The organism is Amycolatopsis sp. 2-15, assembly GCF_030285625.1.
GTDB classification, from domain to species: Bacteria; Actinomycetota; Actinomycetes; order Mycobacteriales; family Pseudonocardiaceae; genus Amycolatopsis; species Amycolatopsis carbonis.
Map to the genome: position 1 here is coordinate 6,472,547 of NZ_CP127294.1, position 17,664 is coordinate 6,490,210.

17 protein-coding genes, 1 pseudogene and 1 riboswitch are annotated in these 17,664 nt (G+C 71.8%); of the genes and pseudogenes, 10 read left to right on the forward strand and 8 right to left on the reverse strand.

All coding sequences use genetic code 11. The features are described from left to right. Positions 1-2 precede the first annotated feature (2 nt). Positions 3-103: riboswitch (glycine riboswitch) on the forward strand. Between the two features lie 337 nt (positions 104-440). Continuing rightward, complete coding sequence (locus tag QRX50_RS32055) at positions 441-803, reverse strand: nuclear transport factor 2 family protein (protein WP_285966847.1); 363 nt, start codon at positions 801-803, stop codon at positions 441-443. A 180-nt stretch (positions 804-983) separates the two neighbouring features. Here QRX50_RS32055 and QRX50_RS32060 point away from each other — a divergent pair, with 180 nt between their 5' ends. Both QRX50_RS32060 and QRX50_RS32065 read left to right on the forward strand, forming a co-directional pair. Next, positions 984-1,793: a helix-turn-helix domain-containing protein gene (locus QRX50_RS32060; RefSeq protein WP_285966848.1), complete on the forward strand. Its 810-nt coding sequence runs from the start codon at positions 984-986 to the stop codon at positions 1,791-1,793. Positions 1,794-1,887: 94 nt separating this feature from the next. Further along, the gene (locus QRX50_RS32065) at positions 1,888-2,712 is read left to right on the forward strand and encodes an aldo/keto reductase (RefSeq protein ID WP_285966849.1); all 825 of its coding nucleotides are present in this window, start codon (positions 1,888-1,890) and stop codon (positions 2,710-2,712) included. Between the two features lie 80 nt (positions 2,713-2,792). Here the strand turns inward: QRX50_RS32065 and QRX50_RS32070 are convergent, their stop codons facing one another. The 6 genes from QRX50_RS32070 to QRX50_RS32095 form a co-directional block, all read right to left on the reverse strand. Beyond that, the gene (locus tag QRX50_RS32070) at positions 2,793-3,494 is read right to left on the reverse strand and encodes a hypothetical protein (protein WP_285966850.1); all 702 of its coding nucleotides are present in this window, start codon (positions 3,492-3,494) and stop codon (positions 2,793-2,795) included. 118 nt (positions 3,495-3,612) lie between these two features. Next, positions 3,613-4,494: a 3-methyladenine DNA glycosylase gene (locus QRX50_RS32075; RefSeq protein ID WP_285966851.1), complete on the reverse strand. Its 882-nt coding sequence runs from the start codon at positions 4,492-4,494 to the stop codon at positions 3,613-3,615. Further along, entirely contained in the window at positions 4,491-5,534 is a 1,044-nt protein-coding gene (locus QRX50_RS32080; RefSeq protein ID WP_285966852.1) for a hemolysin family protein, read from the reverse strand. Before QRX50_RS32080 ends, QRX50_RS32075 begins: the two co-directional genes overlap by 4 nt. After that, positions 5,531-6,934 carry a hemolysin family protein gene (locus tag QRX50_RS32085; RefSeq protein WP_285966853.1) on the reverse strand — a complete coding sequence of 468 codons (1,404 nt, stop codon included), beginning with the start codon at positions 6,932-6,934 and terminating at the stop codon, positions 5,531-5,533. The genes QRX50_RS32080 and QRX50_RS32085 overlap by 4 nt, the downstream gene beginning before the upstream one ends. 202 nt (positions 6,935-7,136) lie before the next feature. Beyond that, a complete protein-coding gene (locus QRX50_RS32090) occupies positions 7,137-7,718 on the reverse strand; it encodes a TIGR03086 family metal-binding protein (RefSeq protein WP_285966854.1) in 582 nt (193 codons plus the stop codon). Between the two features lie 28 nt (positions 7,719-7,746). After that, on the reverse strand, positions 7,747-8,334 hold the full coding sequence (locus QRX50_RS32095) for a TetR/AcrR family transcriptional regulator (protein ID WP_285966855.1): 588 nt from the start codon (positions 8,332-8,334) through the stop codon (positions 7,747-7,749). Positions 8,335-8,518: 184 nt separating this feature from the next. Here QRX50_RS32095 and QRX50_RS32100 point away from each other — a divergent pair, with 184 nt between their 5' ends. The 5 genes and pseudogenes from QRX50_RS32100 (at position 8,519) to pip (ending at position 12,547) form a co-directional block, all read left to right on the forward strand. Beyond that, positions 8,519-8,914, forward strand: coding sequence for a hypothetical protein (locus tag QRX50_RS32100; RefSeq protein WP_285966856.1), 396 nt, complete (start codon positions 8,519-8,521; stop codon positions 8,912-8,914). Positions 8,915-8,978: 64 nt separating this feature from the next. Further along, positions 8,979-9,521 (forward strand): DUF3558 domain-containing protein, encoded by a 543-nt coding sequence (locus QRX50_RS32105; protein ID WP_285966857.1) that lies wholly within the window; start codon positions 8,979-8,981, stop codon positions 9,519-9,521. Beyond that, complete coding sequence (locus QRX50_RS32110) at positions 9,522-10,796, forward strand: hypothetical protein (RefSeq protein WP_285966858.1); 1,275 nt, start codon at positions 9,522-9,524, stop codon at positions 10,794-10,796. Next, positions 10,793-11,542 (forward strand): ESX secretion-associated protein EspG, encoded by a 750-nt coding sequence (locus QRX50_RS32115; RefSeq protein WP_285966859.1) that lies wholly within the window; start codon positions 10,793-10,795, stop codon positions 11,540-11,542. Before QRX50_RS32110 ends, QRX50_RS32115 begins: the two co-directional genes overlap by 4 nt. Before the next feature lie 88 nt (positions 11,543-11,630). Then, positions 11,631-12,547, forward strand: a pseudogene (gene pip, locus QRX50_RS32120) (prolyl aminopeptidase). A gap of 84 nt (positions 12,548-12,631) precedes the next feature. Here the strand turns inward: pip and QRX50_RS32125 are convergent. Further along, positions 12,632-13,831 carry a Glu/Leu/Phe/Val dehydrogenase dimerization domain-containing protein gene (locus QRX50_RS32125; protein ID WP_285966860.1) on the reverse strand — a complete coding sequence of 400 codons (1,200 nt, stop codon included), beginning with the start codon at positions 13,829-13,831 and terminating at the stop codon, positions 12,632-12,634. A 121-nt stretch (positions 13,832-13,952) separates the two neighbouring features. Between QRX50_RS32125 and QRX50_RS32130 the strand changes: the two genes are divergently transcribed. From QRX50_RS32130 to egtB, 3 genes are all read left to right on the forward strand, one after another. After that, complete coding sequence (locus QRX50_RS32130) at positions 13,953-14,879, forward strand: LysR family transcriptional regulator (RefSeq protein WP_285966861.1); 927 nt, start codon at positions 13,953-13,955, stop codon at positions 14,877-14,879. Positions 14,880-15,057: 178 nt separating this feature from the next. Further along, positions 15,058-16,320, forward strand: a complete 1,263-nt coding sequence (locus QRX50_RS32135) for a glutamate-cysteine ligase family protein (RefSeq protein ID WP_285966862.1) — start codon at positions 15,058-15,060, stop codon at positions 16,318-16,320. Beyond that, positions 16,317-17,663 (forward strand): ergothioneine biosynthesis protein EgtB, encoded by a 1,347-nt coding sequence (gene egtB / locus QRX50_RS32140; RefSeq protein ID WP_285966863.1) that lies wholly within the window; start codon positions 16,317-16,319, stop codon positions 17,661-17,663. Before QRX50_RS32135 ends, egtB begins: the two co-directional genes overlap by 4 nt. Position 17,664: the final 1 nt, after the last annotated feature.

The following is a 17,664-nucleotide window of genomic DNA, read 5'->3' on the forward strand; positions in this document are numbered from 1 at the left end:
GACGAACCCGCGCGGGAGAGACCGAGCCGGCATCCACGAGCTCGGCGCCGAAGGAGCAAGTCCTCCCCGGAACCTCTCAGGCACCCTGGACCGCGCGGACGAGACGCCTCTGGAAAGTGGGCCCGCTGGACACCACCAGCCGGTTCCGCCGACGGTGCAAACCCGGGTATCCACGCGGGTGAAACTCTCAGGCGCCCCACGGGGTACGGACAGAGTGGGGAGGACCTCGGCCCCGGTGCTCACCGGGCCGGGGCCGGATGGTTCAGACCTCCGGAGCACGAGCTTTCCCGGCGGCCTTCGTAGTGGTCCGGACCTCGTGCGACCGCCGGATTTCCCGCCGCGGACACGCCGTTCCGGTGAGCGACGCCCCATCGGTCGTCCACTGTGGAGCAACGGCGGACCCGGTCGATCGCGAGCCCGCCGCACTCCCGCCCGCGACCTCAGCCCGGGATCTTGTCCAGGAACCCGTGCACCTTGGCGATCCGGCCGTCGGTCAGTTCGACGACGTCGAACCCGATGGCCAGCGGCTCGTCGGCGCCCGGCGCCGTGAGGTACCACTGGAACCGCGCCAGGTCGTGGTGGGCGTCGGGGGCCTTCGGCAGGCTGAAGGTCAGCCCGGCGAACTGCGCCTGCGCGCCGCCGATGAACCCGTCGATGCCGTCGTGGCCGGTCACCGAGCCCAGGGGATCGGTCATGGACGCGTCGGGGGTGAAAACCTCGGCGACGAGGGCGCGCCGGCGCTCGGCGTCGGTCTCGTTCCAGATCGCGATGTACTGCTCGACAGTGCTCGTCACGTCGGACACGGGGAAGCTCCCTTTGCTTGGCGGACAACGAGTTCGCCGTCCTGATGCCACCAAGACTGCTGCGCCGGGCGCGGTTCGTCGATTACGCCGGAGGTAACGGCCCCACCCGGCCCACGCCGCCTCCGGCGATTACCCGCGAGGTAATGGCCTGAGCGCGGCCGGCCCCGTAGCGTCGGGGGCGTGACGACTTCGGTGAAAGCCCCTGCGCGGCGCGCGGTCGGCGAGCTTCTGCGGGAGTGGCGCGACCGGCGCCGCATCAGCCAGCTCGACCTCGCGATCGCCGCGGACATCTCCACCCGGCACCTGAGCTTCGTCGAAACCGGCCGCTCGAAACCGAGCCGCGAGATGGTGCTGCGCCTCGGCGAGCACCTCGAAGTGCCGCTGCGCGAACGCAACCGCCTGCTGCTGGCCGCCGGCTACGCCCCCGCGTACGGCGAGACCGAGCTGGGCGCGCCGGAACTGACGGCCGTGCGCGACGCCGTCCGCCAGCTGCTCACCGGCCACGAGCCGTACCCCGCGGCCGTGGTCGACCGCGGCTGGAACCTCGTCGACGCCAACGCGAGCCTCGGCGTGCTGGTCGCGGGCGTGGCGCCGGACCTGCTGGCACCGCCCGCGAACGTCCTGCGCGCGACCCTGCACCCCGACGGCATGGCCCCGAACGTGCTGAATCTGGGGGAGTGGCGGGCCCACCTGCTGGGCCGCCTGCGCCGCCAGGTCGAGCAGACGGCCGACGCCGGGCTCGCCGAGCTGCTGGCCGAACTGCGGGAGTACCCGTGCGACCAGCCGGTGCCCGAGGTCGAGGTGCCCGGACCGGGCGACATCTTCGTCCCGCTGCGCTACCTCCACCGGGGCACGGAGCTCACGTTCTTCAGCACGGTCGCGACGTTCGGCACCCCGCTCGACGTCACGGTCGCCGAGCTGGTCATCGAGTCCTTCTACCCGGCGAACCCGGAAACGGCCGAGTACCTGCGGGCCCGGGCGAGTGCCTGACCCGATCGTGCGGCGGGGTGACGAGCCCAGGGGCCACGGGAGTGGAAGGATCGGGAGAGGTCACCCCAGGACACCGCAGTGAGGATCCGCCTTCATGGCCAACCCGCCCCTGCTCACCCTGAACAACTCCGTCACCGTCCCGCAGCTCGGCTTCGGCGTCTACCAGGTCCGCGCCGCGCAGGCCGGGAAGGTGATCGGCGCCGCGATCGAAGCGGGTTACCGCAGCATCGACACCGCCGCGATGTACGGCAACGAGGCCGAGGTCGGCGAAGCGATCCGCGCTTCGGGCCTGCCGCGGGACGAGTTCTTCGTGACCACGAAGCTGTGGAACGACCAGCACGGGTACGACAACGCGCTGCGCGCCTTCGACCACAGCGTTGCCGCGCTCGGGCTGGCGCAGATCGACCTGTTCCTCATCCACTGGCCGCAGCCGCGCCGCGACCGCTACGTGGAGACCTGGCGGGCGCTGGAGCAGCTCTACCGCGACGGGCGGGTGCGCGCCATCGGCGTGTCGAACTTCGGCATCACGCACCTGAGCCGGCTGCTCGACGAGACCGACGTGGTCCCGGCCGTGAACCAGGTCGAGCTGCACCCGTGGCTGCAGCAGCTGCCGCTGCGCACCTTCCACGCCGAGCACGGCATCGCCACGGAGGCCTGGAGCCCGCTCGCACGGGGCCGGCTGCTGGGCGACCGCGTGGTCACGGCGCTCGCGACCAAGTACGGCAAGACGCCCGCCCAGCTCGTGCTGCGTTGGCATCTGCAGATGGGCACGATCGCCATCCCGAAGTCGGCGACGCCGGCGCGGATCCGCGAGAACTTCGCCGTGTTCGACTTCGAGCTCGCCGACGACGACCTCGCGGCACTGGCCGAGCTCGACAACGGCACCCGCACGGGCGCCGATCCCGATACCTTCGGCTGAGCCGCGCCGCCTGGCGTACGGAAACGGCCGGCCCGGAAACTCTCGGGACCGGCCGTTTCGGTGTTTTCGGCTGACGCGGGTCACGCCGCCCGGATACCGGCGGCCGCGAAGTCGGCCAGCTGGGCGGGTTCCTTGAGGAACGCGCGGAAGCTCTGCGTGGCGCGCTGCTGGTTCTCGTCGGTGGCCGTGTCGCCGACGGACGCCGCCGCGAGGCCCACGAACGGGTAGTCGGCGGGCGGGCCGGAGCCGATCGGCATCGCCGGCGAGCCGATGAGCTCGGGCTTGGCGTTCGTCAGCTGCGTGACCCAGTACGACGACTCGGGGATCCAGCCGTCGGGCAGGCCGCCGATGGTCGAGAGGTCGGTCTTGCCGGTCAGCGCGTCGAGGACCACCGACGACGGCTTGGTCGTGACGTCGACCTGGAAGCAGGCACCGTGCACCGGGGTCAGATCGGCGTCCCAGCGGCTCGCGGCGGCCTCGACCGGCTTCGCGATCTGCGGGGTCACGACGAGCCTGACGGTGGTCCGGTTCCCGCCACAGCTGGCGGCCTGGGCCTCGGCGCGGTTGTTGAGCACGCTGTCGGCCCAGTTCCAGCCGAAGACGCCGAGCGCGACCAGGACGACGAGCCCGGCACAGGCGATGGGCCAACCAGCGATCCGGCGGCGCGGAGCCTTCGCGGCGACGATCCGGTGTGAGCCCGTCGTCTCGCTGCGGCCCTGCTGGCGCTTCGGCGGATCGAGAGGGTGCGGCACCGGCTCTTCGGCCAGTGTGTGTCGCCCCATCGTTGTCCTTTCGAGATGTGCGCGCACGCGCTGCTATGCAATCAAACCGTTATCACCCTAACAGGCCAGCGACCCTGGGTGAATATTGTGACTCAGAGTTGCACGGTCTGTACACAATTCACCAGGTTCCGCCGAGCAGGTGACGGCAGAGCGCGATGAGCCGAGCTCGCAGCGGCGCCGCCCGGCGCGCGAAGCCGCCTTGCGCGCGGGCGTACTCGGCCCGCCCTTCGGGCGTCTCGATGCGCACAGGAGAGTAGCCGTAGGCCAAAAGGTCGTACGGGCTGGCCCGCATGTCGAGCTCCCGGACGTCGGAGGCAAGCTCGAAGCAGTCGGCCACCAGCTCGGCCGGGACGAACGGGTCGAGCTTGTAGGCCCACTTGAAGAGGTCCATGTTCGCGTGGAGACAGCCCGGCTGCTCCAGCTCGACCTGGTTCTCGCGGACGGGCTCGAGGGTGTTGCGCGGCCGCGCCGGGTCGGTGAAGAACCGGAACGCGTCGTAGTGTCCGCAGCGGATCTCGAGCGACTCGACCACCGTGTCGGTGCCGGCCGAGCCGAGCCGCAGCGGCACCTGCGAGTGCCGCACGGAGTCCGCCGGCTCGCGGTAGACCATGGCCCACTCGTGCAGGCCGAAGCAGCTCAGCCGCGGGGAACGGCTCGCCGTGGCGTCGAGCAGCCGCAACACGAACTCAGCCGTCCGGACGCGGCGTTCGGTGAAGGCGGCCGGGTCGAGCGTCACGCCGGCGGCCGTCTCGACGAAGGCCGGCCGGTCGAGGAAGCGCCGCGCGGCCGGGCCCGCGAGAACCACACCCGGGCCCGGTTGCCAGCGTTCGAGGTGCCCGGGCCGGTACGAGTAGTACGTGAACAGGAAGTCGAGCACGGGGTGCTTCTCGCCCCGCGCCCGGCGTTCCTGGTGTGGCACCGTCCACGCCCGCATCCGCTCGACGTGCTCGGCCTGGCGTGCTTGCCAGTCCGGTTCCGCGAGGACGAGCGGGCCGGTCATGCCGTCACGTGCGTGCCGTCGCGCACGGTGCCCACGTACTCCTCGACGAGGTCCTCCAGCGCCACGACACCCACCGCCTTGCCCGCGGCGTCGAGCGCCCGCGCGAGGTGGCTGCCCTCCTTGCGCATGGCCGAGAGCGCCACGTCGAGCCGCGCGTCGGCGCGCAGCTCGGTGAGCGGCCGGGTCTTCGAGTCCGGCACGCTAGTGTTCGCGCTCTGGCCGACGAGGTCGAGCACGTCCTTCACGTGGATGTAGCCGGTGAGCATGCCGTCGTCGGTGCAGACCGGGAACCGCGAGAACCCGGTCGCGGACACCGCGCGTTCCACGTCGCCGAGCGTCGGTCCACAAGGGAGGGTGGTCAGCTGCGCGGTGGGCACGAGCACGTCGGACACGGTTTTCGCGACCGACGACAACGTCTGCGAAAGCCGTTGGTGCTCCGAGTGTTCGAGCAGCCCCTCGCGCCGCGACTCGCTGAGCAGCTCGGCCAGCTCGTCGGAGGTGTACGCCGTCTCCAGCTCGTCCTTCGGCTCCACCTTCACCAGGTGCAGGAACGCGTTGGCGACGAGGTTGAGGAACCAGATCACGGGGCTCGCGAGCTTCACCCACGCGACGTGCGCGGGCACCAGCCAGAGCGCGAGCCGTTCGGGCTCGGCGATGGCGAGGTTCTTCGGCACCATCTCGCCGATCAGCACGTGGAGCATCGTGATGAACGCCAGCGCGATCGCGAACGAGATCGGGTGCAGCAGCTGCTGGGGCAGGCCGAACAGGTCGAAGAACCCGGAAAGCCGGTGCGCCACGGCGGGTTCGCCCAGCCGGCCGAGCAGCAGCGAGCAGATGGTGATGCCCAGCTGCGCGCCCGCGAGCATCCGCGACACGTGCTTGCTGGCGTTGATCACGATCTTCGCGCGCGTCTTTCCCTGATCCAGCAACGCTTCCAGGCGGTCGCGGCGCGAGGAGATCAGCGTGAACTCGGCGCCGACGAAAAACGCGTTGGCGAGCAGCAGCACCACGACCAGGGCGATGTTCAGCCAGTCGTTCACGCGACCACCTCGCGTTCGGTGACCTGGTGTGGCGCGGCGGTCTTCTCCCGCGCGGCGCCCGGGTCCTGGTCGGCGTTCTGGCCCGGACCGGGTTCCACGGGCCGCACCTCGACCTCGGCGATGCGGTGGCGGTCCATGCTCGTGACGGTGAGCCGCCAGCCGTCGACGACGGTGGCGTCACCCTCGGCGGGGATGCGGCCGAGGCGTTCGAGGATCAGGCCGGCGATCGTCTCGTAGTCGCCGTCGGGCATGCGGAAGCCGGTGACCTCGCTGACCTCGTCGGCGCGCAGCTGGCCCGACACGAGCCAGCTGTCGGAGCCGACCTGCTGCGACGCCGGGGCTTCGCGGTCGTCGTGCTCGTCGCGAACGTCGCCGATGATCTCCTCGACCACGTCCTCCAGCGTCACCAGCCCGGCCGTGCCGCCGTACTCGTCGACGACGATGGCGAGCTGGTAGCGGGAGTCGCGCAGGCGGTTGAGCAGGTCGTCGCCCGAGAGCGACTCGGGCACGGTCGGCACGGGGCGCATGACCGAGCCGATGCGCACGGTGGCGCGATCGTCGCCGGGCACCGCGAAGGCCTGCTTCACGTGCACAGCGCCCTGCACGTCGTCGAGGTCCTCGCGGTAGACCGGAAAACGGGAGAACCCCGTGCGGCGCGAGATTTCGATGAGGTCGTTGATCGTGTCGTCCACGGTCAGGGACTCGACCTGCACGCGCGGGGTCATGAGCTCGTCGGCGGTGCGCTCGCCGAAACGCAGCGAGCGGTCCAGCAGCTCCGCCGTGGAAGTGTCGAGCTTCCCGCTCTCGGCGCTGGAGCGCACGATCGACCCGAGCTCCTGCGGCGAGCGCGCGGACCGCAGCTCTTCCTGCGGCTCGACGCCGAACTTGCGCACCACGAAGTTGGCGCTGTTGTTCATGAGCGTGATGAGCCAGCGGAACAGCGCGGAGAACCGAGAGTGGTAGCCGGTCACGGCGCGGGCGGTGCGCAGCGGGCGCGCGATCGCGATGTTCTTCGGCACCATCTCGCCGAGGATCATCGACAGGAACGTGGCCACCACCAGCGCGACGGCGATCGACGCGCCGGCCGCGACGGCCTCGGACACGCCCACCGCGTCGAAGATCGGCCGCACGAGCTCGCCGATGAGCGGCTCGGCGAGGTAACCGGTGATCAGCGTGGTGAGGGTGATCGCGACCTGGGCACCCGAGAGCTGGAAGCTCAGCGTGCGGTGCGCCTTCTGCACCGCGAGCGAGCGACGGTCGCCCACCTGGCGCACGTCGGCGTCGACGGTGCTGCGCTCGAGGGCGGTCAGCGAGAACTCGGCGGCGACGGCGAGGCCGGTGCCGATCGTGAGGAGGACGAAGACCAGCACACCGGCCACGGAGAGCAGGACGTGGGTCATGCCGCACCGTCCGGGACGGGGAAGTGGGCGGCTAGCGGGCAGCCGGGTTGTCGACCCGGCCCGGTACTGTCACCGGGCGATTGCGCGGCGCGCACGTGTGGAGTCACTCCTAGTCAGGGAATCGGCTTGTACTGCGACGATGCCGACAATCTTAACGTGCTCCGGACGCCGGACGGGTGAGAGCCGGGTGAAGCGGTGTGGCTCAGCGCGGCTGCCGGCCCAGGAGCGCCACGAGCCTCGTCGCCTCGTTCGCGGTCCGCCCGACGGCGACCGGCGGCTCGAACAGGCCGATGCCCTGCCAGTCGTCGACCCACGGCCGCACGACCTCGAGCAGGCGGGCCGCCAGGTCCGACGGGATGGGGTTCGGCTTGTCGAGTGCCATCGCGAGGTCCCAGGCGTGCACGGCGAAGTCGATGGACATCTGCCAGCCGTACTCCTCGGCCGGGATCAGCCCGAAGGAGACGTGGACGGTGCGCTGCGGCACGCCGGGCACCAGCCACGCTTCGCGCGCCGTGGCCGCCGACGTCTCCCAGGCGGCGACGGGGTCGTCTCCGAGCTGGTCGCCGTCGAAGCGGTCGCCGACGTCGTCGAGGGTGGCGCCGTCGAGCAGGGGCGGAACCCACAGCTGTTCGACGACGAGGTGGTTCACGAGGTCGCGCACGGACCAGTCGGCGCAGGGCGTGCCGCGAGCCCAGTCACCGGGTCCGATTTCGTGCACGGCCCGGTCGAAGAGGGCGAGGGCCTGTCCGTGCGCGTCGAGGATCTCCACGGCCACATTCAACACGAAAGTGACCGCGGCGCAGTGTGAGCGCCTATCGGGTGGTCCCGGGCCGGTGGCGCCGGACGGTCTCCTCGACCAGGTCGAGGACGGGGCCGAGGTCGTCGCCGGGCAGTCCCATCGCGAGGTGGGAGACCAGACCTTCGAGCACGAGCTCGAGGAACGCGGTGAGCACGTCCACGTCCACGTCGTCGCGCAGATTGCCTGCCCCGCGCTGGCGCATGAGCCGTTCGCGCGTCGCGGTGGTCAGCTGCTCGGAGCGCTCGGCCCAGCGGCCGCGGAACTCCGGGTCGGTGCGCAGCCGCCGGGACACCTCGAGCCGCGTACCGAGCCAGTCGGCGGGGTGCTCGCTGTCGCCGGAGAGCAGCTCGCGCATCACCTGCACCAGGCCCTGTTCGGCCACGACGTCGGCCATCCGCACGGCGTCGTCCTCGGCAAGCGCGAGGAACAGCGACTCCTTGTCGCGGAAGTGGTGGAAGATGGCTCCGCGGGACAGACCCGTCGCCTCCTCGAGGCGGCGGACTGTGGCACCCTCGTAGCCGTACCGGGCGAAGCACACGCGCGAACCGTCGAGGATCTGGCGCCGGCGTGCGTCGAGGTGATCCTGGCTGACCCGTGGCATCCTGGAATCCTGACATCTGGGACGGGGTTCTCGCAATCCGTACGTACGTACTGTGACGTGGAGTCGCCGGAACCGGGTCGCTTCTTTCTTCGTCTCACCTCGGCCACGTTCTGCTGACACAGACGTGGCCGGTGACTACGCTGTGCGCCATCACGGTGAGTGAGACTGGGGAGAGGAACGGGCCTTGATCATCGGCGAAGCGGGCCGCGCGGCCCAAACCGTCTTCGGCGACGTCTCCGGCCGTGGCCCCGTGTACGGCGGCGGGGGTGGGGCCGGAGGCACCTTCGAGATGGAGCCCGCCGAGCTCGATGCCGTGATCGGGCTGTGGGAAGACCAGCTCACGAAGATCACGGCCGACGGCCGCAAGATCGCGGACATCGTCACGGCGCTGAAAGCTCCCGGGAAGGACCCCGCCAGCAGTGATTACGCCACCACTGGTGGCGACTCGTTGCGCGCGCTGCAGGAGCAGAACGATTCGATGCGCCAGTACGTGCAGGGCTACCTCGCGAAGCTGAAGGCGGCCAAGGACAAGACCGTGGCGACCGACCAGGCGAACGCCGAGCTCGGCCAGGCACGATGAGGGGAACCAGCGCGAGGGCGGCGTGTGCCGCGCTCGTGGTCATGGCCGTCGGGGTGGCGGCCGGGTGTTCGACACCCACCGCGGGTACCGCGGAGCCGGCCCGAGCAGTGCCTCCGACTCCCGTGCGCCGAAGGTGACGGATCCGCTCGATCCGGCCGCGTACCTGGGCAAACCTTGTGCGCTCGTGCCGGAGAGTGTGCTGGCCCCGCTGCGTTATCCGGCGCAGGGCGAAGCGACCGTGACCGGGCCGTTCGCCGAGGCGGGGCCCGGTTGTGGCTGGCAGATCGGTGCCGAAGGGCTCAGCGTCCAGATCATCATCGGCACGGGGAACCGTGACCAGGGGATGGGTGGCCTCGCCGGCGTGTACCGCGCGAAGGACGCGGGACAACTCGGCTTCGTGGACCCCGCTCCCTCGGTGGCCGGTTACCCCGCGGTGTTCAGCGATCTCAGCGACCGCAGGGCCCGCGGAAACTGCAACCTCTGGGTCGGACTCGCCGACGACCTTGCGGTCACCGTGGCGGCTCAGGGCTATCAGGGCGAGCAGGATTCGTGCCAGGTCGCGGAAACCGTGGCGGGCGCCGTCGTCGGCACACTCAAGGGGGCTTAGGTGGACGGCAAGCAGATCTACGAGAACTTCAGAAACGGCAACACTTCGGGGCTGCGGACCGCGGCCACGCAGGTGCAGGAGCTGTCGTCGGCGTACCTGGAGCGGGCGCAGAGCATCAAGGACCTCCAGGACCGCATGGCGAAGTCCTGGACGGGCAACGGCGCCGATGCCGCCAACGCGGGCGCGGGGCCGTTGGAGAAGGCCTTCGCGGACACGGCGGACCCGCTCGACATGACCAACGCGTCGGTGGACCTGCAGGCGAGCAGCTTCGAGGACTCGAGCCACGCCGTGGTCGAGGTGCCACCGAAGCCGGACAAGCCGAGCCCGTGGACGACGGGGCTGAAGGCGGCGATCCCGATCGCGGGGCCGTTCATGGCGGCCCACGACCAGAACTCGTACCAGGACAAGCTGAACAAGTACAACGCCGCCAACGACACCAACGTGCGCGTGATGGACCAGTACAACGGCCTCACCACGAGCACGAAGTCGGTGCTGCCGACGCAGTACGGCACGCTGGAGTCCGACGGCGCGGCGATCCGGCTGTCCACGCCGGCGCCGCCGGGGCACGTGAGCATCCCGGGCTCGCTCGGGAGCACGACGACGGGCGGGGCGACGGGGACCGGGACGGGCGGGCACACCTCGGCCACCGGGTTCCACGGCACCGGCGATCAGGTCATCACGGGTGGCCACACCGGCACCGGCCACACGGGTGGCACGGGTGGCACCGGGGGAACCGGCGGCACGGGCGACTCCGGCGGTACGCACCACCCGCCGGACACGACCACGACGCAGAGCAGCACCGGCGGCACGAACACGGTGGTCCCGCCGGGCACCTCGACGCTGCCGGACCCGACCTCCACCCGGGGCGGCACGGCGTTTCTCCCGAACGACCCCGGCCAGACCCCGACGTCCGGCCCGGCCGGCCTCATCGGCGGCGATTCCGGAGGCACGGCGGGACGGGGCGCGTCCGGCGGCCGGTTCGGCGGCGGTACCGGCGGCGAAGCCGGCGCGGCTGAAGGCCGGGCGCTGCGGGGCGGTGCCGGTGCGCGGTCGGGCGTCGGTGGTCTCAACGCCATCGCGGCCGAAGAAGCCGCGGCCGCACGTGGTGCTTCGGCGAGCCGCGGGACGGCGATGGGACCCGCGGGTGCCGCCGGCCGCCGCGGGGAAGAGGAGGAGGACGCCGAGCACCGCCGTCCCGACTTCCTCGTCGAGCCCGATCCCGACGCCCTCTTCGGTACCGACCAGCGGACGATCCCGCCGGTCATCGGCGAGTGACGGCCGTGGCCGGACGGGTCGACGTGCCGCTGGAGGCACTCGCGGCGCTCGCCGAGCGCGAGCAGGTCGGCTCGTTGCACGTGACGCTGCGCCCCGAACCGGTGTGGCTGTCGGACCTCGAACGCGAGGAGGCCGCCAAGCGGGTCGACGAGGCGCTCGCCGTGGCGGGCCTCGTCGACCGGCGCGGGCGCGCCACCGTCGACTTCCTGGACTGGCTGCCGCTGCTGTCGCGGCCGGCCGAGGAGTACTACGGCTGGGTCGCCACGGGCGGGCGCACCTACGGCGTGCTCGTCGCCGCGAGCGGGCTGCAGGCGGTGCTCGCCGTGTCCGACGGCGAGCACGTGGGGGTGCAGGAAATCGACCGTCAGCGACTGGTCGAGACCCTCGTGGAGCAGCTGCCGGCCGTCGGCGCCGGCGGCGGAGTCCCGCGTTCGGTCCGCGTTTCCGACCTGGCCGACGCCGCGCGCCGCGGCGAGGACGCGTACCCGCTGGAGCCCGAGCTCGCCGACGTCCTCAGCCTCGTGCAGCGCCCGGTCCACGGCAGCGGCGAGCTGTACGTGGCCCGGCGCGACGATGTCGGTCGCCGCCTGTGCGTGGACGAACCCCTGCACTACGCCGACACCGACTGGGGCCGCTACCTCAGCCACACCGTCGGCACCGGCGCCGACGCGGTGATCCACCTCGGCCCCGCCACTCCCGCTCAGCTGTGCGGCGCGCTCCGGGAGCTGGCCGCGGCCCTGCTCTGACCTGCTCGAGGAACTGCCGGAAGGCTCCGTCGAAAAAGGACGTGCCGTGCCTGGACTTCACCCCGAGATCTCCCCGTACCGCACCGGAATGCTGGACGTCGGCGACGGCCATTCCGTGTACTGGGAGGAGTGCGGCAACCCCGTCGGGAAGCCCGCCCTCGTCGTGCACGGCGGCCCCGGCGGCGGCTGCCTGCCGGCGCACCGGCGGTTCTTCGACCCCGCCCGCTACCGCGTGGTGCTGTTCGACCAGCGCGGCTGCGGGCGCAGCACGCCGTACGCGGGCGAGCCCGTCGCCGACCTGTCGGCCAACACCACCCCGCACCTGCTCGCGGACATGGAGCTGCTGCGAACCACGCTCGGCATCGACACCTGGCTGCTGTTCGGCGGGTCCTGGGTTCGGCGCTCTCGCTGCTCTACGCCGAGCGGCACCCGGAGCGCGTGAGCGAGCTCGTGCTCCTCGGCTTGGCCACCGACCGGCAGGCCGAGCTGGACCTGCTCACGCGTGGTCTGGGCGCGGTTTTCCCAGCGGCGTTCGCGAAGTTTCGCGACGGCGTGCCGGCGGCCGAGCGCGGCGGCGATCTCGCCCGGGCTTACCACCGGCTGCTCATGGATCCCGACCCCGCCGTCCACGAAGCGGCCGCCCGCCGTTGGTGCGACTGGGAAGACGCGATGCTCTCCATCGAACCGGCGGCGTCGCGGTTCACCGACCCCGCCTACCGGCTGGCGTTCGCGCGGCTCGTCACGCACTACTTCGCCAACGGCTGCTTCAGTGAGGACGGCGCCATCCTGCGCGACGCCGACCGGCTCGCGGGGATCCCGGCGACGCTGGTCCAGGGCTCGCTCGACCTCGGCAACCTGGCCGGCACGCCGTGGCTGCTGGAACGGGCGCTGCCGGACGCGGAGCTCCTGCTCGTCGGCGACTCCGGGCACACGACGGCCACCGGCTCGATCAGCGAGGTCCTCGTCGGGGCCCTCGACCGGTTCGCCCGGTCGTCAGCTTCCTGAAGCGCTTGAACACCGGGAAGTTCCGCGCGGTGCCCCGCCCCGTCCCGGGGCACCGCGCGACCCCCGGTCCGGAGGGGCGGCGGCTTACGGGATGAGAAGGGCAGGCGCCCCCTGGTTCGCCTGCGCCTCGGCCGCCCGGGCGGCGCGAGTGGTCTCGGCCAACTGCAGGCCGGTCACGCGCGGCGGCACGCGGTCGAGGTGCCACTCCGCGAGCAGCAGCGCCACCTTCGCCTGCATCTCCGTGCGCAGCCGCAGGAACGAGTCGGCCGGGTCCGCGCCCACCTCGCCCAGCAGCAGCCACCACGCCCACGCGGCGGCACCCGCGTTCGCGACGAAGTCCGGGATCACGGCGACACCGCGCGCGGACAGCGAAGCCTCGGCTTCGGGTGTCGTCGCCGCGTTCGCGGCCTCCACCACGACCTTGGCTTTCACGAGGTTCTCGTTGTCCACGCGCAGCGCGTAGGAGATCGCGGCCGGCACGAGGATGTCGGCGTCGGTCGCCACGACCGCCTCACGCGGCAGCGTGCGGACGCCTTCGGGCAGCCGCGAGCGGTCCACCTCACCGAAGCGGTCGCGCAGGTCGAGCAGCGCCGGCACGTCGAGGCCCTCGGGGTCGTACAGCGTGCCCGCGGCATCGGCCACGGCGACGACCTTCACGCCGGCTTCGTGCAGGTACCACGCGGCGCCGCCGCCCATGGTGCCGATGCCCTGGATCGCGACGGTCGTCTCGGCCGCCTCCCAGCCCCACGCCGAGGCGGCGCCCAGGCAGGCCTGCGCCACGCCGTAGCCGCCGATCACGTCACCCAGCAGCAGGCCACCGGGCACGGGGGCGTTGAGCCCGGCCTGCACCCGCCGCAGCGTGCGCTCGGGATCGGCCGACCGGTGGATCGCGGCGTGGTACGACTGCTCCAGCCCGAGCTGCTCGAAGACGGAGTCGATGAGGTGCTGCGGCACGCCGAGGTCTTCGGCGGTAACCCAGCTGGCGTCGAGCCACGGCCGCAGGAACTCGCAGAACCGCGTGAGCACGCCGAAGGCCTGGGGGTCCTTGGGGTCGAAGTCGATGCCGCCCTTGGCGCCGCCGACGGGGAGGTTGAACGTGGCCGTCTTGTTCGCCATCCCGCGGGCGAGGTCCTCGACCTCGCCCATGGTGCAGCCCGCCCGCATCCGCGTGCCGCCCGTGGCGACGCCGGACACCAGGCTGTGCACGACCAGGTAGCCGTGCGCGCCGGTGACGGGGTCGGTCCACGTCAGCCTCATCAACGGTTCGGCGTTCTGCGGAAGCATCTGGCCACTCACCTCCAGGGGGGTCTGGACAGCCCGGGTCGGCCGTCGCTTTCGAGGGTGCGGTCGCAAGGCCCTTCGCGTCCAGTTAACGAAGCTGCACGAAGTTGTTTAGGGTTCGTGTATGGAGCTTTCGTTGCACCGCCTGCGGATGCTCCGGGAGCTGCGGCGCCGGGGGACGGTCACCGCTGCCGCGGTGTCGCTGCACTACACGGCTTCGGCCGTGTCGCAGCAGCTGGCGCAGCTCGAACGGGACGTGGGTGCGAAGTTGTTCGAACGACTCGGCCGGCGCGTCCAGCTCACCGAGCTGGGCGTGCTGCTCACCGAGCACGCCGAGGAGATCCTGGGCTCGGTCGAGCGCGCGACGCTCGCCCTCGAGGAGGCGCAGGGCTCGATGTCCGCGCGCCTGACCGCGGGGGTGTGGGCGTCGGTGGCGTCCGGGCTGCTGCCTTCGGCGCTGACCGCGCTCGCCGCCGAATACCCGGGGATCCAGCTGAAGACGCGCGAGCTGGCCCCCGAGGACACCGCCGAGGCGGTGCGCGACGGCACGCTCGACCTGTCGTTCGTGATCGACTACTCCGACGCGCCGACGCGGTGGGACAACGGGCTGGAACGCGCGGTGGTGGCCATCGAACGGCTGCACGCGGCCGTGCCCGCCGGCGCGTTCCCCGCCGGCTCGGTGTCGCTCGACGAGCTGGCCGAGCACCCGTGGATCCTCGCGAGCCCGAAGTCGCACTTCGGCCGGGCGATGCGTATGGCGTGCCACCGCCACGGCTTCTCCCCGAAGATCAACCACGAGGTCGAGGAGCAGTCCACGGCCATGGCCATGGTGGGCGCAGGCCTCGGGGTCACGCTCGTGTCGGACCTCGGGCTGCGGCTGCTGCGGCCGCCGGGCATCGACGTGGTCACGCTGACGACGCCGCTGCTGCGCACGGTGTCGATCGCCTACCGGCGCACGGAGATCCGGCGCCCGGCGTTGCACCTCGTGATCGGGGCCGTGCAGTCCGCGGCCGCGGAGCTCGGATTGGGCACCGAACCTGCCCTGCCGTGATCATCCGGACGGAGCAACGGGCGGGAACTTCAGGACAAACTCCCAGGTCAGGAGTCCTTACGAGAGTCTTGTGATTCTCGCCTGCGCTCGCGGGCACCTGATTTTGTCAGACCCTCCGTGTAGCGTCCGAAGCCGAGAGGTCCCACCCCGCGGACCTCCTTGACTCGGACGGCGAACGATGACTGCGGTGCACGATTTTCCGGAGAAGTCCGGAAGTGCGTCGAACCTGACCGCGCGGGTGCTTTCGGACCGCGCGGCCGGGGAGGCGTACGTCGCCTCGGTGTGTTTCAAGCACGGCCCACCGAGACTGCTGGGCGTGGAACTGGAGTTCACGGTGCACCACACCGAGGACCCGGCCCGCCCGCTCGATCCCGATGCCCTGGCCACGGCGCTCGGCCCGCACACCCCGCGGACACTGCGCCCCGACAGTCCGGCCACCCCGCTTCCGGCAGGCTCCCCCGTGAGTCTCGAGCCCGGGTGCCAGGTGGAGATCTCCGCTCTTCCTCAGGCCTCGCTGCCCGATCTGCACGCAGCCGTCTCGGCCGACCTCTCCCATCTCGTCAGCCTGCTGGCCCGGCACGGACTCGTGCTCGGCGAGTCGGGCATCGACGCCCACCGCCCGCCCCGGCGCGCCCTGCGCACTCCTCGCTACGCCGCGATGGAGCGCCGGTTCGAGCCGATCGGCGAAGGCGGGATCACCATGATGTGCAGCACCGCCGGGCTGCAGATCTGCGTGGACACGGGTGAAGCCGACCAGGTCGCGGCGCGCTGGGAGGCGGCCCACGTGATGGGTCCGCCGCTGCTGGCCGCGTTCGCCAACTCCCGGGTGCACGCCGGCCGCGACACCGGCCTCGAGTCCGCGCGCTGGCTCGCGGTGCTCGAGACCGAGCCGGTGCGGACCCGCTCGGCCGAGCCCGGTCCGGACCCCGCCGCCGACTGGGGCCGGCGGATGATGGACACGCCGTTGATGGTGCTGCCCCGCGGCGAGCGGCCGTGGGACGCGCCGGACGGGTTCACGTTCGCCGACTGGATCGAGGGCCGCGGTGCGGCCGGGGTGCTGCGCCGTCCGACGGCGGAGGACCTCGACTACCACCTCACCACGATGTTCACCCCGGTGCGGCCCCACGGGTACCTGGAGATCCGGTACCTCGACGCCCAGCCGCCCGGCGAGTGGCTGACCCCGGTCGCCCTCGTCTCGGCCCTGCTCGCCCGTCCGTCCACAGTGGACGAGGTGCGCCGCTTGTGCGCGCCGGTGGCGGACCGCTGGGTCGATGCCGCGACGCGGGGCCTGGCCGATGAGGCCATCGCCGCCGTCGCGCGCAAGCTCGTGGAGCTCGGCATCGCCGAGCTGTCCACCACGGGCCTGCCGGCCGCAACCATCACGGAGATCACCGAGAGCGTGCGCACACGCGTGAACGGATCGAGGAGTCAGGAGCGATGAGCGTTACCCCGGAGCACAACCCGCTACTGGAGCTGAGCCCGCAGAACCTGCGGGCCCACGCGGCCGAGGCCCTCACCCGGGCGCGGGCGCGCAGCGTCGTCCTCACCGACGCCGTCGACGACGAGGACCTGGTCCGCCAGCACTCGAAGCTCATGTCGCCGCTGGTCTGGGACCTCGCGCACATCGGCAGCCAGGAAGAGCTGTGGCTGGTCCGCGACGTGGGCGGGCGCGAGCCACTGCGCCCGGACATCGACGACCTCTACGACGCGTTCCAGCACGCGCGCGCCGACCGGCCGGCCCTGCCGCTGCTCGGCCCGGCCGAGGCCCGCGCGTACGTGCGCGAGGTCCGCGAGAAGGCGTTCGACGTGCTGGAGACCGCGCCGCTGGAGGGCAGCCGGCTCACCGAGAGCGCGTTCGCGTTCGGCATGATCACCCAGCACGAGCAGCAGCACGACGAGACCATGCTGGCCACCCACCAGCTGCGCAAGGGCGAGCCGGTGCTGCACGCGCCGGAGCCGCCGGCGTCGGCGGGCCGGCTGCCCGCCGAGGTCTTCGTGCCGGCCGGCCGCTTCACCATGGGGACCACGGCCGAGCCGTGGGCGCTGGACAACGAGCGCCCGGCCCACGAGATCGACGTGCCGGCGTACTTCCTCGACACCGGTGCGGTCACGTGCGGGGCCTACGTCGAGTTCCTCGAGTCCGGCGGCTACGACGAGCGGCGGTTCTGGAGCGAGCCCGGCTGGGCCTACCGCCACGACCACGGCATCACGGCGCCGCGCTTCTGGCACCGCGAGCCGAGCGGCTGGTGGCGCACGCGGTTCGGCGTCCACGAGCCGGTTCCGGTGAACGAGCCGGTGGTGCACGTGTCGTACTACGAGGCCGAGGCCTACGCCGCCTGGGCGGGCAAGCGGTTGCCCACCGAGGCGGAGTGGGAGAAGGCCGCGCGCCATGACCCGGCGACTGGCCGTTCGCGGCGTTTCCCCTGGGGCGACGAGGAACCGACGGCCGAGCACGCCAACCTCGGGCAGCGCCACCTGCGCGCGGCCGAGGCCGGCGCGTACCCGGCCGGGGCGTCGCCGCTGGGCGTGCACCAGCTGATCGGCGACGTGTGGGAGTGGACGAGCACCGATTTCCACGGCTACCCGGGGTTCGCGGCGTTCCCGTACCGGGAGTACTCGGAGGTGTTCTTCGGCCCGGATCACAAGGTGCTGCGCGGTGGTTCGTTCGGCACCGACTCGGCGGCGATCCGCGGCACGTTCCGCAACTGGGACTACCCGATCCGGCGGCAGATCTTCTCCGGCTTCCGCTGCGCCCGTGACCCCCGGCCCGGCGAGGTGAGCTGAA